This window comes from Halorubrum tibetense, assembly GCF_055396225.1.
In genome coordinates this window covers 3,069,162-3,083,623 of the sequence record NZ_AP043742.1, presented here as the reverse complement: position 1 = coordinate 3,083,623, position 14,462 = coordinate 3,069,162, and the positions used below count along the sequence as shown (strand labels likewise).

Sequence of the window (14,462 nt, the reverse complement as noted above, 5' to 3'; positions counted from 1 at the left end):
ACACCACTGACATGTAAAGTGAATCCGTTTTCGCCCGTATTCCGTCGGCCCGCGGAGGTCCGAAACGGGAGTAAAGAGTTTTGCCCCGGGACCGACAGGACACGACAATGAGTATCGACGAGTACGACGTCGTCGTGGCGGGGGCGGGAACCGCCGGGTGTTACGCCGCCGCGACGATGGCGAACGAGGGGCTCGACGTCGTCATCGTCGAGCGAAAGGACGCAGAGGAAGCGGGACACATCGCCTGCGGCGACGCGCTAAAGGGCGCGGATAACTTCCCGGACGCGATCCCAAAAGACCGGTTGGAACCCGCGTTCACGAACACGGGTGTCGACCACGGCCGGTTCGAGATCCCACAGGAAGACACGGTCCTCGAGATCCCGGTCCCGGGCGAGCTCGCGGTCATCGACCGCTGGGAGTACGGCCGTCGGATCATCGAGGGCGCGTCGGACGCCGGCGTCGAGTTCCACTACGACACGGTGATCAACGACGTGATCCAGACCGACGACGGCCGAGTGACCGGGCTGAAGGCCGCCCGGAAGGGCGATCCGGTGACGTACGAGGCAGACCTCGTCATCGACGGCGCGGGGTCGCTGTCGGTGTTACAGGACAAAGCGGAGTTCGAGGGCTCGACGTTCGACACCAACGTCCGCTACTCGCAGTTCTGTTCGGCCTACCGGGAAGTCGTCGAGGTGCCGGAGCCGGTCGAGTGGGACGACGCGCTCGTGTTCAAGGCGACCGACCGCGCCGCGGGGTACCTCTGGTACTTCCCGCGAACGAGCACGGAGATCAACGTCGGCCTCGGCTTCCAGATGAACGAGGAGCCGATGCAGCTCGTCGAGGCGCTGAAACGTGACCTCCGGAACCGGCCCGAGTTCGACGGCGCGGAGGTGAAAGACAAGCTCGGGGCGGCGCTCCCCACGCGCCGACCCTACGACTCGGCGGTCGCACCGGGGTACATGGCGGTCGGCGACGCCGCGGGGCACGTCAACCCGACGACGGGTGGCGGGATCGCCGGGGCCGCGTACGCGGGGAAGTACGCCGGCGAACAGGCGGTGAAGGCGGTCTCCGACGGCGACGTCAGCGAGGAGAACCTCTGGCGGTACAACAAGCGAGTAATGGACCACTTCGGCGGCCGGTACGCCGGCCTCGACGTGTACAACGTCCTCGCGACCGCGGTCGACGTCGACGACCTGATGGGCCTGCTCGCGTCGCTTCCCGGCGAGAAGCTCGCGGAAGCGCTGTACGAGGGGTCGACCTCGATGTCGTTCGGCCTGAAGCTGAAAGCCGCGGTCCAGAGCTTCGGCTACTGGGGGACGATCCGGAACTTCTATCAGACGAAGTCGCTGGCGGACGAGCTGCTCGACCACTACGACTCGTATCCGACGAGCCCCGCCGCGATGGCGAGGTGGACTGACGAGCGCGACGCGGTGATGGATCGGATCTACGAGACGACGGGCGCGGACCCGAAGTACTGACTCCGGACACCCGGTCGGTCCCCTAATCCCACGTCACCCACAACAGGAACGCGAGCGCGACGGTCTGAAAGACGTGGATGACGATGTTCGCTCGCCACGCCAGCGGCGGCATGTCGGTGGCGAACCACACCGCCAACACCGGGTGAAACAGGTAGAAGTACAGCGAGAGCGCGTTCTGTGCGAGCAGAAGGACGCCGAACAGCGCCAGTCCGATCGTGTGTTTCGACCGGAACGAGAGGTAGTTCCGGGCCCACACCCACGTAAGCCCCAGCAGCATCACGACGTTCAGCGACACGCTGACGCGAGCGACGTCTATCCAGTCTACTACCATCCGTTCTCACTCTCCGTGCGTGTCGTCCCGATCATAGTGGTAATCCCTCCGCGATCTCCTCGACGAGATCCCAGTTCCGCTGTACCCCTTCGGTGGGGTAGTACACCGTTCCGTAGCCGTCGCCGGTGCGCGTGACCACGTCGTGTTCCCGGAGCACGTCGAGGTGATGGCGAACCGTCGTGTAGTCTAACTCCAGATGCTCCGCCAGTTGGTTCGCGTTCCGCGGACGTTCGTCGATCGCTCGTAGAATGCGGACGCGATTTGGGCCGCCCCGGGTTCCGGTAAGCACGTACCAGAGTACGGCCTCCATGAGTCACACGAGGTGCCGAATCCGCCTAAACCTACCGTCGGACGGAGCTCTTGCCGCCGGGATATCGGGCGCTCCATGGCACGGATGTGCGAGCCACCTCACTCGACGACTTCGATCGCGCCGAGCATTCCGGCACCCCGGTGCGGGGTACAGACGTACAGCTGGATGCCGTCATCGTCGAAGGACTGTTCGAACACCTCGCCCGGGTCGTCAACGGTGTCGCCGCTGTCGAAGTCCGAGGACGAGTCCTCGGTGGACACGACGTTGTGTGCTCCGCCCTCACCGGTCCACTCCCAGCGAACCGTCGCGCCCGCGTCGATCCGGATCGCGGGCGGATCGAAGGCGAGCCCGTCGCCCGCACCGACGTCGACGACGACCTCGTCCTCTCCCGTGTGGTCCTCGATCGTGCCGTCGTACAGTCGGGCGTCCGCGAGGAAGTCGTCGATGGCGGCCGAGACATCTCCGCCCTCGTAGCTCGCGTCGACCGTCACTTCGAGGTCGAAGGACTCGGCGGCCGGTGCCGCGTCCGTGTCGAGATAGCCCACGGCGAACGCGGAGTAGACCGTCCCTGCGTCGGGGGAAAGCTCGAATGTCGCGACGACGTCGCCGTCGATGTCGGGGGTAGCGGGCCGGATTTCGAGTTCGTAGTCGTCAGCGGGGACCTCGACCGCTCCGGCGGCACCGAACGGAACGTCCTCGAAGAGCGGGTCACCGTCGACGGTCACGTCGACGTTCGGCGCGTCCGGCGCGGCGTGAACGAGCCTGATTCGGGCGTTCTCGCCCGGATCCGATCGGTCGTCCTCGAACACGTCGATCCCGAACGGCTGGTTCTCGTCGGCCAGTTCACCCAGCGCGGTAGCCGTGAACGACCCCGCCGGAAGGTCGACGCTCTCGTCGAAGACGACGGTTTCAGGGTCACTTGCGGCGGTTATCTCGATGGGGTACTCGCCGGCGGGCAGTTCGAGGTAGTCGCTAACGGCACGGAACGGGACGTCCTCGAGTACCGGATCGCCGGCGACGTACACGTCGACGTTGGGCGCGTCCGGCGAGAGGTGGGCGACGCGGAGCGCGGCGTCCGCCTCCTCGGATCCGTCTTCGGTGTCGTCCGCCGGTTCTTCGTCCATCCCGTCGTTCTCATCCACGGAACCGTCGTCGGGATCGGGATCGGTCTCGGGTTCGGGGTCGTCGGCACAGCCGGCGAGGGTTCCGACTATCGCGATCCCGCCGGCCGTCTTCAGTATCGTTCGCCGATCATACTTGGACATCTACGGGCGAACGGAGGGAGCCCCAGTTCATGAACTATTTCCGGGATTCGTCCGGGGTACGGCCCAGCTCACGCCGAACTCTCCCCGAAATTCGACCGGGATCTGAGCGAACCGTCGCTCGGATTGGACGGGCGTCATGACGCGGACGGGGCGATCCGGAACGAGGAAGATTGATCACGGGACGAGCGGATCGCCCTCGAGATCGGATCAGCGTCGGTCGGATCAGCGTTGGTCGGATCGGCGTCGGTCAGACCGGCGTCGCCGAGAGGCGCGTGATCGCCCCCGAGAGCACGTCGATCCCGACCCGTACGTCGTCCTCGACGACGTCGAACGTGCTGGTGTGGTGTCCGCCGGGGTGGTCGGTGCCGACGCCGACGTAGCAGGCGAGCCCGCCACGCTCCTGGACGCGTCGCATCAGATACGTGGCGTCCTCGGAGCCGCCGAGGTCCGCACGCTCGACGATCTCGGTCACGCCGGCGACGTCCCCGGCGGCCTCCCGGACCACGTCCGCGAGTTCGGCGTCGCTCTCCGCGGAGGGCGCTTCGCCCTTCGTCGACACGTCGACGTCGACGTCGTGCATCTCGGCGGCCGAGCGAAGTATCCGGTCGGCGTGATCGGACATGTGTGCGGCGAGCTCGGTGGTGCCGCCCCGCACCTCCCCCTCCACGTACGACTCCTCGGGGATGATGTTGGTCGCGGTGCCGCCGCCGACGAGCCCGGCGTTCACCCGGGTCGGGCCGTCGGCGTGCCGGGGAATGGCGTACAGGTTCTGGACCGCCGCCGCCATCGCCTGCACCGTGTTCCGTCCCTGCTCGGGTCGGGCACCCGCGTGTGCCGGCTCTCCCTCGAACTCCGCGAGGAAGTGGCGAACCGCCAGAAAGCCGTCGATCCCGCAGACGACCTCCCCGGAGGGGTGGTCGAGGCCGATGTGGACCGCATAAAAGTAGTCGACGTCGTCGAGGTGGCCGGAGTCGGCCATCGGCTTACCGCCCGAGACCTGCTCTTCGGACGGCTGGAAGAACACCTTGAGCGTGCCGGAAAAGTCACTGTCGAGAACCGCATCGAGTACCCCGAGACCGATGGTCGCGTGCGCGTCGTGACCACAGGCGTGCATGTACCCCTCGTTGCCGGAGCGGAACCCCTCGGCGGCCGGGACGTGACTACCGTCCGTCGACTCCGGTATCGGGAGTGCGTCGATGTCGACCCGGAGGCCGACCACGGGGCCCTCACCGCGCTCCGCGACCGCAACGCAGCCGGTGTAGCCGCCGGCGAGCGTTTCGAGGAGGGTGGGGTCCGCGCCCGCCTCGCGAGCGCGCTCGAACCACGTCTCCAGCTCGTCGTCGTCGGGGACGTTCATGCGCTCGTCGCCCGCGAGCGCGTCGGGACCGACGTGAAGCTCGGTGAGATCACGTGTTCGGAGCGCCTCGACGATCCGGGCGGTCGTGTAGAACTCACACCACGCGGGCTCGGGATGTCGGTGGAGATCACGCCGGAGCTCGCGGTACGGGTCGTCGAGAGAGACGGTGTCGCTCATACGACTGGGTGAGCCGGAGCGGACTTAAAAGATCGAGTGGCGGACGGAAACGCCGTCGAACCCACCGAGCCGGGATACGTCGTATCGTCGCTGTCCGGAGAGGGAGCCGTGTTGTCGCCGCTCAGTCCCGTCGATGCCCGAGTGGCTTCTTCCGATCGACCTCGACTTCGACGTGGATCGAGTCGGGGAAGTCGCGGGCGACGACGTCCCGCGCGATCTCGTCGGAGCCGTGGATCTCCATCGACCGCTTGTACACGTCGTACGACCACGGGGAGAACTCGTCGCCGGGGCGGAGGCGTTTGTACTGCGGCACGCGAACGGTCTCGGCCGGCGACGCGTGCGGGCCCTTACATTCGGTCCCTTTTCGTTCGAGGTCGGTTTTGAGCTCGGCCACCGTCTCGGCGAGGACGTCGCGGTCGCCGGAGGCGAAATCGAGTTTCGTGACGAACGTCATAGTTGGGAGATACGCGTGGGTGGTCGCCCGAGGCGTAAAAACGCATCTACCGGCACACGAGCGGGCCGGTGCTCGTTCGGAGTCAAATACCTCTCCGGGCGGGCCGCGCAGATCGGTCGAGAGTCCCGGAAACGGGCTGGGAACCGGCAAGTCCGACACCCTCTTTAGGGGTGGTTGCTTACCCGAGGGTAATGACGGTCGAAGCGACAAGCGCTGGAGCCATCCTCTTCCGCGACGCCCGCGGCGAACGGGAGTACTTGCTCCTGAAGAGCCGACCGGGGGACTGGGAGTTCCCCAAAGGCGGTATCGAGGGGGACGAGGAGCTCCAGCAGACGGCGATCAGGGAGGTGTCGGAGGAGGCCGGAATCGAGGACTTCCGGCTCATCGACGGCTTCCGCCAGGAGTACGACTACGTCTTCGAGGCGGGCGGGAAGACGATCCACAAAACGGTTCACCTGTTCATCGCGCGGTCGTTCGAGGCCAGCGCCGAGCTCTCAAAGGAGCACCGCGACCTCCAGTGGCGCGACTACGAACAGGCGATCAACACGATCACCCAAGACGGGCCCAGAGATATCTTAGAGGAGGCACACGACTACCTCGACGAGCTTCAAGAGGAGGCCGACGGCGACTACGTCTGAAGGGCCGAACGGTCCTTCGACGACACCTCGCAACCCACCCATCGTGATCCTCGACGCCGAGTTCGGGTACGAGCTGCTCGTCTGCCGGTTCGCCGAGCTGGCGTGGCGGCCCGACGGGGACCCACGACCTGCGATCGTCTCCAGACAGCTCGGAACCCGTGAGCGACGGTGGGACACGGTGGTGATCGAAGTCGACCCCGCGGCGTTCGCGGCTCGCAGACGCTTCGGCGAGCGCGCGCTCGACTCCGACCTCCTCCACGTCGTGCGGGGTGCGCCGGCCGAGTGGGCGTGGTATCGTGACGCGCTCCCCGACCCCGGCTATCCGTGGCGCTACGTCCGGCAGGCGGTCCATCGCGCTGCCGACCGCGACCTGATCGAGACGCGCCGCCGCGGGAACCGGATCGAGCTCCGTCGACATCGGCCATACCCCGACTGGGTCGATCGGATCGTCGCGATCGAGAACAAACCCGATCTCGATCGGTCTGCGGCCGACGCGCTCGCCGACCAGCTCGCCCACGACGTCGAGGCGGGACTCGCTGACGAGGTGTGGCTCGCGACGGAGACGACCGGAGAGCGTGTCGAACCCGCACTCCTCCGGTCCATGCCCGTCGAGGCCGGGATCTTGACGACGCGATTCGGCCCGGCCGGCCGAACGGGAGTCGACGGCGACAGCGAGGGGACGACGGAGGATCCCGTCGTCGACCGTGACGCCGCCACGGTCGACTGGTTACCGAGCGAGCTCGCGCCGACGGGTTCGGCGGGCCGCGATGCGGAGACCGTCACCCGACGCCTCGAGATCGCCGAGCGCGCCTACGGCAAGGGCTGGCGGTCGTATCACGAGACGATGCGCCCCGACTGTCGACACTTCGCGCTCCGGCGGGCGGGTCGCGGGCTGGTTCCATACTGTGGAGCCAAGGATCGATGTCCGACGGACCGGGAGTGCGCCGGGTCCTGTCCGTCGTTCTCGCCGGAGCCACCCGCGTGGCGGACGAAGGGCTGGCCGATCGAAGGCGGTCCGGGGAAGGGGATGCAACGACTCCTCGACCGTCGACGGGAGCGAGCGTGGGACCGGATCGCTCCGTCCGCCGGCGACGGCAGGACGGAGTAGCGGGTCGGAACCCGCTGACCGAACCGGTCTCCCCGCTCGCTCCCGTGCATCCGACGACCGGTGAGATCCCGGCTCAGGCCAGCGCCGCGGCCAGCTTCTCGACCGGGTGTGGCGGCTCCTCGTCCGCGCCGTCGCGCTCCTTCAGTTGGCTGCTACAGGACGCGCCGGGCGCGACGACGGTGTCGCCGTCGCTCTCGTCGACCTGATCGAAGAGGATCGAGCCGATCGCCGTGCTCATCGAGTAGTGTTCCGCCTCGTACCCGAACGAGCCGGCCATCCCGCAACAGGTCGAGTCGAGCGGATCGACCCCGTAGCCGGCGCGGCGGAGCACGCCGACCGCGTGGTGGTCCTTCTTCGTCGCCTTCTGGTGGCAGTGGCCGTGATAGGTGAGCGTCTCGCCGGGCGCGTCGAAGTCGAGCCCTTCGTCCAGTCGAAGCGCGTCGACGTACTCCATGACGCCGTAGGTGTTCTCCGCGAGCGCCTCGACGTCGGAATCCGGCACGTCGCTCGCGTCGCCCCCGAGGAGGTCGTGGTAGTCGGACTGGAGCATCACGGCGTCGGAGGGTTCGACGACGACGACATCCCAGCCGGCCTCGACGTCGGGCGCGAGCGTCTCGGCCGTGTCGCGGGCGGTGGCGCGCGACCGGTCGATCAACCCCTTCGAGTGTGGGGGTCGTCCGCTGCCGGTCACGTCGGGGATCCGCACGTGACAGTTCGCGGCCTCCAACACCCGCACCGCGGCCTTCCCCGCGCCCGGGTTCGTGTAGGTCGTGTACACGTCGGGGAACAACAGCACGTCGCGGTCGGCGGCGGCACGCGACACCCCTGGGCCGCCGCGGGCGTCGAACCAGTCGATCAGGCTCTCCGAGCGGAACGTCGGCAGGTCGCGCTCGCTGGCGATGCCGAGCGTCCGCTCCAAGAGCGTCCCCATCCCGGGGATCTTCCCGGGGAGGTTCGACAACGGCGCGAACCGCGAGCCGAGCGGCGCGAGGCGTTCGAACTCGCCTAGCAGGCGGGTGCGGAGATCGACGCCGTGCTCCTCGTGGTGGGCGTGTTCCACCTCGGTCTTCAGCTTCGCCATGTCGACGCCGCTGGGGCAGTCCTTCGCACAGCCCTTACAGCCCACACAGAGGTCCATCACTTCCGTGACGAACTCGTCGTTCGTTGGGTCGTCGGGGAGCTCGCCGGAGATGGCACCACGGAGGGCGTTCGCCCGTCCCCGCGTCGACTGGATCTCCTCCTCGGCGGCACGGTAGGTCGGGCACATCACGCCGCCGGTCGTCGACTGCGGCCCGCGACAGCCGCCACAGCCGTGACAGAGCTCGACCATCCCCTGCATCCCGTTCTCGTTCGCCCACTCGAGTGCGGGGTCGAATCCCGGGTCCGCCTCGTACTCGGAATCGAAGCGGAGGTGCTCAGTCATGTCGAAATCGCCGCAGACGTTGCCGGTATTGAGCAGCCACTCGGGGTCGAACGCGGTTTTCAGGTCCCGGAACGCGTCCCAGAGGTCGTCGCCGTACAGCTTCCGATTCCACTGTGTCCGTGCGCGACCGTCTCCGTGTTCGCCCGACACCGACCCGCCGAACCGCACGACTGCGTCCGTCACTCGGTCGGCGATCTCGGCCATCGTCTCGACCCCCTCGACTTCCTTCGTGTTGATCAGCGGTCGGATGTGGAGCACTCCCGGGCCGGCGTGTGCGTAGAACGACGCGAACGTGTCGTTGTCGGCCAGGATCTCCTGGAACTCCCGGGTGTACTCCGGGAGGTGTTCGGGCGGGATCGCACAGTCTTCGATGAAGGCGATGTGTTTCTCGTCGGTGGTCCGCGACAGGAGGATCGGGAGCCCCGATTTGCGCATCTTCCAGAACCGGTCGCGCTCGTCGGCGTCGTGTGCTTCCATCGCGTCCACCGCGCGGCGCGGTTGGTCAGTCGTCTCCGCGGCGCCCGGTTCCGGATCCCCGATCGTCATCCCGCCGTCAGCGGCCCCGGTGACGCGGTCGGCGACCAACCTCGCGACCTTCGACCGGCCGTCGGCGTCGTCCTCGGCGTAGAACTCGACGAGGAGAACGGAGTCGGTTCCCTCGGGCAGCATCGCGACCACGTCAGCGAACTCCGTCGTGTCGGCGGCTAGCCCGAGCAACACGTCGTCCATCACCTCGACCGCGGCGGGGTCGTGTTCGAGGATCGGCGCGACGTCCTCCATCGCGTCCAGCAGGTCGTCGTATGTGAGCAACGCCACGGCCTTCGTCTCGGGCACCTCGACGAGCGACACCGTCGCCTCCGTGACGGTCGCGAGCGTCCCCTCGCTGCCGGCCATGAGCCGGCCGAGGTTCACTACTCCCTCCTCCCCGTACTCCCCGCGGTACTCCGCGAGCAGTCGGTCGAGGTTGTACCCGGAGACGTTGCGTTTCATTTCGGGGAATCGGTCGTCGATCGCGCCCGCCTCCTCGTCCAGGATCCGGACGATTTCGGCGTGGATCCGCGGGAGCAGGTCTTCGGCGTCCGGGTCCGCGGACTCGCGGAGCGTCTCGACCGCGACCTCACCGAACGTCGTTACCGTTCCGTCGGCCAACACGGCCTCCACCTCCTCGATGTAGTGGTCGGTCTTGCCGTACTTCAGCGAGTGCGCCCCGGTAGTGTTGTTGCCGATCGCGCCGCCGAGGGCGGATTTGTCCCGCCAGGCGGGGTCGGGTGCGAACTTCAATCCCGCGTCGGCGACCGCGGCGTTGAGGTCGCCGAGGTACGCGCCGGCCTCCGCGCGGGCGGTTCGAGCGTCGGGGTCGGCGTCGAGTATCGCGTCCATCTCCCGCGTGAGATCGAGTACGACCGCCTCGTTGACGGTCTGTCCTGCCAGCGACGTGCCGCCACCGCGGGGTAACACCGGGATCCCCTCGGCGAAACAGTACCCGTGGACTGCAGCGACGTCGGCCGTCGACTCCGGGAACACGACGCCGATCGGGGTCACCTCGTACGCCGATGCATCGGTCGCGTACAGCCGCCGCGAGTAGTCGTCGAACCGCACCTCCCCCGCGACCCGCCGATCGAGCGCGTCGACGAGGTCCGGCCGTTCCGTCTCCCCACCGGTGTAGTCGAAATCGCCACCGTCCAGTGGATCCGGCGCTGACTCCGATCCGTGTGTCGCCATGAGAGACTCTCACGGGCGAACCGATAAAAGCGCGTGGGGGCATCCCCGGCTCTCGGGGATCCGAACGCCAACATCCGACCGAGCGGGAACCGACGCAAGAGCCAAATACTCGCCGTCGGTGGACCAGCTATGTCACTCGCCGACGTCGGCACGTTCACACGCCGACTCGATGACCTCGGTGTGACCGTCTCCGAGGGCCGGCCGGATGAGTGTGCGGAACTGGTGAACGCGGCTGCGGGATCGCCCGCAGTCGGCGTGCCGCTCGACGTTCCGGCGGCGTCGCTGCCGGACCGCGTCGACGTCGCGCCCACCGCCGAGGACCTCCGTGCGGCTCACACCGGCGTCACCGGGGCGTCGCTCGCGATCGCCGAGTACGGGAGCGTCGCGATCGAGGCCGACGCCGACGGCACCGAACCCGTGAGCCTGTTCGTCGATCGCCACGTCGTCGTCGTCCACGCGGACGACTTGGTCGTGGACATGCCGGACGCGTTCGCTTGGCTCGGCCCCCGCGCTCGCGACGACGGCACCGATGTCGTGTTCGCCACCGGCCCGAGCGCCACGGCGGACATGGGCGGGTTGGTTCACGGCGCTCACGGCCCGAAGTCGGTCCACGTGGTGTTGCTTCGGGACGGTGACGACCGAACGGACGGTGACGCCGATGCGTAGCGACACCGATCGAGCGGCTCGGCTCCGCGATCTGATGGCGACCGAGGGTGACGCGGTCGGCGAGAACACCCGCGGATTCAACGCGGGGCGGTACGAGTCTACTGCCCGACTCGACGACTACGAGGCGCTGAAAGCAGAGGCGCGCTCGATCAAGGAGGACGCGGTCGAGCGACTCCCCGCGCTCATCGACCGGGTGACGGAGCGCGTCGAGGCCAACGGCGGGACCGTCTACCTCGCCGACGACGCGGCCGACGCGAACCGGTACATCCGGGAGGTCGTCGCCGACCGCGATGCCGACCGGGTGGCCAAATCGAAATCGATGACCTCCGAGGAGATCGAGGTGAACGAGGCGCTGGAGGCAGACGGCGTCGACGTCGTCGAGACCGACCTCGGCGAGTGGGTGCTCCAGCTCGCCGACGAGGCCCCCTCGCATATCGTCGCGCCGGCGATCCACAAGTCGCGCGAGGCGGTCGCCGAGCTGTTCGCCGAGCGATTCGATCCGGACGACCCGCCCGAGACGGCCGAGGAGCTCACGGCCTTCGCCCGCGAGCGACTCGGCGAGCTGATCGAGGGCGCGGACGTCGGGATGACCGGCGCGAACTTCATCGCGGCCGACTCCGGCACCCTGCTGCTCGTCACGAGCGAGGGCAACGCCCGGAAGACCGTGACCGCCACGGACACCCACGTCGCGGTCGCGGGCGTGGAGAAAGTGGTGCCGACCGTCGAGGAGTTCGCCCCGTTCGTCGAGCTGATCGGCCGGTCGGGGACCGGGCAGGACGTGACTTCGTACATCTCGACGCTGACGCCGCCGGTCGGGTCGCCGGTCCCGACGTTCGACACCGGCGACGCCGGCGACGAACCCCCTCTCGCCGACGGCTCCGCGCAAGACCGATCGTTCCACCTCGTGTTGATCGACAACGGCCGCATGGCGATGCGCGAGGACGACGAACTACGGGAGACGCTGTACTGTATCCGCTGTTCCGCCTGCTCGAACGCCTGTGGCAACTTCCAGAGCGTTGGCGGTCACGCGTTCGGCGGGGAGACGTACTCCGGCGGTATCGCCACCGGCTGGGAGGCGGGGATCGAGGGGCTCGATGTCGCCGCCGAGTTCAACGATCTCTGTACAGGGTGTTCGCGATGTGTGCCAGCGTGTCCGGTCGGCATCGACATCCCGTGGATAAACACCGTCGTCCGCGACCGGGTCAACCGCGGAACGGTGTCGGCGGGACAGACGGACTGGCTGTTCGAGACGCTCGTCCCCGACGAGGAGCCGGCCGGTCTCGACCTCGGGACCCGGTTCGTCGGCAACTACTCGACGTTCGCGAAGTGGGGGAGCCGAACCGCGCCGGTCGCGAACCGGCTGGCGAACGCGCGTCCGGTACGGACCGTCCTCGAACGCGTCACAGGTATCGACCGTCGGCGCGAACTCCCCGCGTTCGCGAGCGAGTCGCTCGTCGACTGGTTCGAGACGCGCGGAGGGGCTGCGGTCCCGGCCGGGGCCGCAACCCGCGAGGCGGTCGTCTACCCGGACACCGCGACGAACTACTCGGACGTCGAGCGCGGGAAGGCGACGATCCGGGCGTTGGAGGCGCTCGGCATTCACGTCCGCGTCCCCGACCTCCCCGGGAGCGGGCGGCCGCCGCTCTCACAGGGGATGGTCGAAACCGCTCGTGCTGCCGCGGCGGACCTGTCCGACGGGATCGAACCGCACCTCGACGCCGGCCGCGACGTCGTCGTGATCGAGCCGAGCGACCTGGCGATGTTCCGACGTGAGTACGGGCGACTCCTCGACGAGGACGCACACGAGCGGCTGGCGGACGCCAGCTACGAGGTCATGGAATACGTGTTCGGCTTACTGGAGAACGAGGCGGAGCCGGATCGACTCCGGTCGCCCGGACCTGGCGACCATCCCGGCGTCGCCTATCACCCGCATTGTCAAGCCCGGACGGTCGGTGTCGGCGAGTACGCGACGGCGGTCATGGAGCGGCTCGGCTACGACGTGCGGACTTCCGACACGGAGTGTTGCGGAATGGCCGGCTCGTTCGGTTACAAGACAGACTACTACGAGCTCAGCATGGATGTCGGCGAGCCGATCCGCGACGACTTCGAGGGGACCGAGCGGGTCGTCGTCGCGTCCGGGACCTCCTGTGACGAACAGATCGGCGCGTTACTCGACGCGTCCCCACAGCATCCCGTCGAACTGGTCGCGCCGCCGAAATGACTGCGTAGCCGGCAGCCGGGGTCGCCCGTGCCGAACGCCGGGTCCTTCGAGGGGTGGGCGCGCGAGGTGTCAGACGCGCGTCGTTCGACAACGAACGCTTAATAGGCGCGCTCGTGACGATACTGGATATGAACCCTGCCCCCGAGGAGATCACGTCGCTGGTCGGCCGAGAGGTGTACTCGAACAACGGAATTTTCGTCGGTGAGATCGAGGACGTCCGCCTCGATCTCGACGCCCGCGCGGTCACCGGCCTCGCGCTCGCGGAGCTCAACCAAGAGCTGTTCGCAGGACACGCCGCCGGCAACACCGGCGTCATCGTTCCGTACCGCTGGGTGCGTGCGGTCGGCGACGTCGTGCTCGTCAACGACATCATCGAGCGGCTCGACACCGGACCACAGGAGGCAGAACCGGAAGCGGAAGCCGAACAACAGACGCCCTGAGCGTCCGCCGGGCCGTGGTTCGGGCCCGAACTCAGAAGGGAAGCGCGTCGCGTAGGTCGTCCAAGAACCCGCCGCTGCTTCGTCTCGCCTCATCGAACACTGGATACAGCGCGTCGAGCAGTTCGGTCTCGTTCTCGAACTGCGTTTGTGGAACCCGGTCCAGCGCCTCCGAGAGAACGATCGTTCGACCTTTCGCGTCGTACGGGACGGCCGGATCCCCGAGCGCGTCGACGACCTCCTCGGTCGTTGCCGGGAACGACACCTCCGCGTCCTCGATCCGGGCGTCGAGTGCGGCGATGCCGAACTCGATCGCCTCGGGCTCCGAGGATCCGCCGCCGCCGGGTGGCCGTGCTGCCATCGACGCCCTGTACTCTCCGGGTGGTCTTTAACCTCCGGTTCCTCGCTGACGGCCACCGCCGAGTGACCAGTACTCGGAAACGGACACCGCTCACTCGGGAACGGACTCCTCGGGCGGGACTGCATCGAGGACGACGAGCTCGATCCCGTCGCCCGCGCGGTCGAACGCCGCGACGTGGTCGTCGTCGTACGGCGGGACCGTGACGAGCACGATCGCCGCGAGGTCGTCCGTCTTCGAGAGCTCGAGCCGCCCGGTCGGATGCGAGAGGAACCGAGCTCGTCCCCGTCCCGCGGGCGTGCCGAGGTCCACCCCGAACACCGCGTTCACGGATCCGCCCACGTCGGCAAGGGTGAAGTGCGTCAACACCGGGGTCTGTGGATCGAGTCCGAGCTCCTCCTCGAACTCCCCGGCGCGCGTCGCCGACAGCTGGAGGTTCACCGCGGCCGGGTCGCGGTCGGCGGCGTGCTCGAGCAACACCGTCAGCAAGTCGCGCGTGACGTGGATCACGGGATCC

Annotated in this window: 14 protein-coding genes and 1 pseudogene; 6 read left to right on the top strand and 9 right to left on the bottom strand. The window is 67.9% G+C overall.

Translation table 11 applies throughout. The features are described 5' to 3' along the window. Window positions 1-107 precede the first annotated feature (107 nt). Window positions 108-1,478, top strand: coding sequence for a geranylgeranyl reductase family protein (locus ACZ5TV_RS15255; protein WP_379778394.1), 1,371 nt, complete (start codon window positions 108-110; stop codon window positions 1,476-1,478). A gap of 22 nt (window positions 1,479-1,500) precedes the next feature. On the opposite strand, the gene ACZ5TV_RS15250 is transcribed toward ACZ5TV_RS15255, so the two are convergent. The 6 genes and pseudogenes from ACZ5TV_RS15250 to ACZ5TV_RS15225 all read right to left on the bottom strand — a co-directional run bounded on the left by ACZ5TV_RS15250 (window position 1,501) and on the right by ACZ5TV_RS15225 (window position 5,372). Beyond that, a complete protein-coding gene (locus ACZ5TV_RS15250; RefSeq protein ID WP_379778396.1) occupies window positions 1,501-1,809 on the bottom strand; it encodes a DUF8036 family membrane protein in 309 nt (102 codons plus the stop codon). 31 nt (window positions 1,810-1,840) lie between these two features. Further along, window positions 1,841-2,119, bottom strand: a complete 279-nt coding sequence (locus ACZ5TV_RS15245; protein WP_379778397.1) for a winged helix-turn-helix domain-containing protein — start codon at window positions 2,117-2,119, stop codon at window positions 1,841-1,843. Between the two features lie 98 nt (window positions 2,120-2,217). After that, a complete protein-coding gene (locus ACZ5TV_RS15240; RefSeq protein WP_379778446.1) occupies window positions 2,218-2,664 on the bottom strand; it encodes a halocyanin domain-containing protein in 447 nt (148 codons plus the stop codon). Window positions 2,665-2,703: 39 nt separating this feature from the next. Continuing rightward, window positions 2,704-3,243: pseudogene (locus ACZ5TV_RS15235) on the bottom strand (DUF4397 domain-containing protein); the annotation flags it as partial. A 388-nt stretch (window positions 3,244-3,631) separates the two neighbouring features. Beyond that, complete coding sequence (locus ACZ5TV_RS15230; RefSeq protein ID WP_379778398.1) at window positions 3,632-4,918, bottom strand: amidohydrolase; 1,287 nt, start codon at window positions 4,916-4,918, stop codon at window positions 3,632-3,634. A gap of 121 nt (window positions 4,919-5,039) precedes the next feature. Continuing rightward, the gene (locus ACZ5TV_RS15225) at window positions 5,040-5,372 is read right to left on the bottom strand and encodes a 30S ribosomal protein S10 (protein WP_379778400.1); all 333 of its coding nucleotides are present in this window, start codon (window positions 5,370-5,372) and stop codon (window positions 5,040-5,042) included. Between the two features lie 191 nt (window positions 5,373-5,563). Between ACZ5TV_RS15225 and ACZ5TV_RS15220 the strand changes: the two genes are divergently transcribed. Beyond that, window positions 5,564-6,010 carry a bis(5'-nucleosyl)-tetraphosphatase gene (locus tag ACZ5TV_RS15220; protein WP_379778402.1) on the top strand — a complete coding sequence of 149 codons (447 nt, stop codon included), beginning with the start codon at window positions 5,564-5,566 and terminating at the stop codon, window positions 6,008-6,010. A 43-nt stretch (window positions 6,011-6,053) separates the two neighbouring features. After that, on the top strand, window positions 6,054-7,118 hold the full coding sequence (locus tag ACZ5TV_RS15215; RefSeq protein WP_379778404.1) for a DUF5787 family protein: 1,065 nt from the start codon (window positions 6,054-6,056) through the stop codon (window positions 7,116-7,118). Between the two features lie 73 nt (window positions 7,119-7,191). Here the strand turns inward: ACZ5TV_RS15215 and ACZ5TV_RS15210 are convergent, their stop codons facing one another. Beyond that, window positions 7,192-10,263, bottom strand: a complete 3,072-nt coding sequence (locus tag ACZ5TV_RS15210; protein ID WP_379778406.1) for an FAD-binding and (Fe-S)-binding domain-containing protein — start codon at window positions 10,261-10,263, stop codon at window positions 7,192-7,194. Between the two features lie 129 nt (window positions 10,264-10,392). On the opposite strand from ACZ5TV_RS15210, the gene ACZ5TV_RS15205 reads away from it, so the two are divergent. The 3 genes from ACZ5TV_RS15205 (at window position 10,393) to ACZ5TV_RS15195 (ending at window position 13,590) form a co-directional block, all read left to right on the top strand. Next, window positions 10,393-10,929, top strand: a complete 537-nt coding sequence (locus tag ACZ5TV_RS15205; RefSeq protein ID WP_379778408.1) for an LUD domain-containing protein — start codon at window positions 10,393-10,395, stop codon at window positions 10,927-10,929. Then, window positions 10,922-13,150, top strand: coding sequence for an LUD domain-containing protein (locus tag ACZ5TV_RS15200; protein WP_379778410.1), 2,229 nt, complete (start codon window positions 10,922-10,924; stop codon window positions 13,148-13,150). The genes ACZ5TV_RS15205 and ACZ5TV_RS15200 overlap by 8 nt, the downstream gene beginning before the upstream one ends. 128 nt (window positions 13,151-13,278) lie before the next feature. After that, window positions 13,279-13,590, top strand: a complete 312-nt coding sequence (locus ACZ5TV_RS15195; protein ID WP_379778412.1) for a PRC-barrel domain-containing protein — start codon at window positions 13,279-13,281, stop codon at window positions 13,588-13,590. 31 nt (window positions 13,591-13,621) lie between these two features. On the opposite strand, the gene ACZ5TV_RS15190 is transcribed toward ACZ5TV_RS15195, so the two are convergent. Continuing rightward, window positions 13,622-13,948 carry a DUF5789 family protein gene (locus ACZ5TV_RS15190; protein WP_379778414.1) on the bottom strand — a complete coding sequence of 109 codons (327 nt, stop codon included), beginning with the start codon at window positions 13,946-13,948 and terminating at the stop codon, window positions 13,622-13,624. A gap of 90 nt (window positions 13,949-14,038) precedes the next feature. Then, window positions 14,039-14,455: an MPN domain-containing protein gene (locus ACZ5TV_RS15185; protein ID WP_379778416.1), complete on the bottom strand. Its 417-nt coding sequence runs from the start codon at window positions 14,453-14,455 to the stop codon at window positions 14,039-14,041. Window positions 14,456-14,462 lie beyond the last annotated feature (7 nt).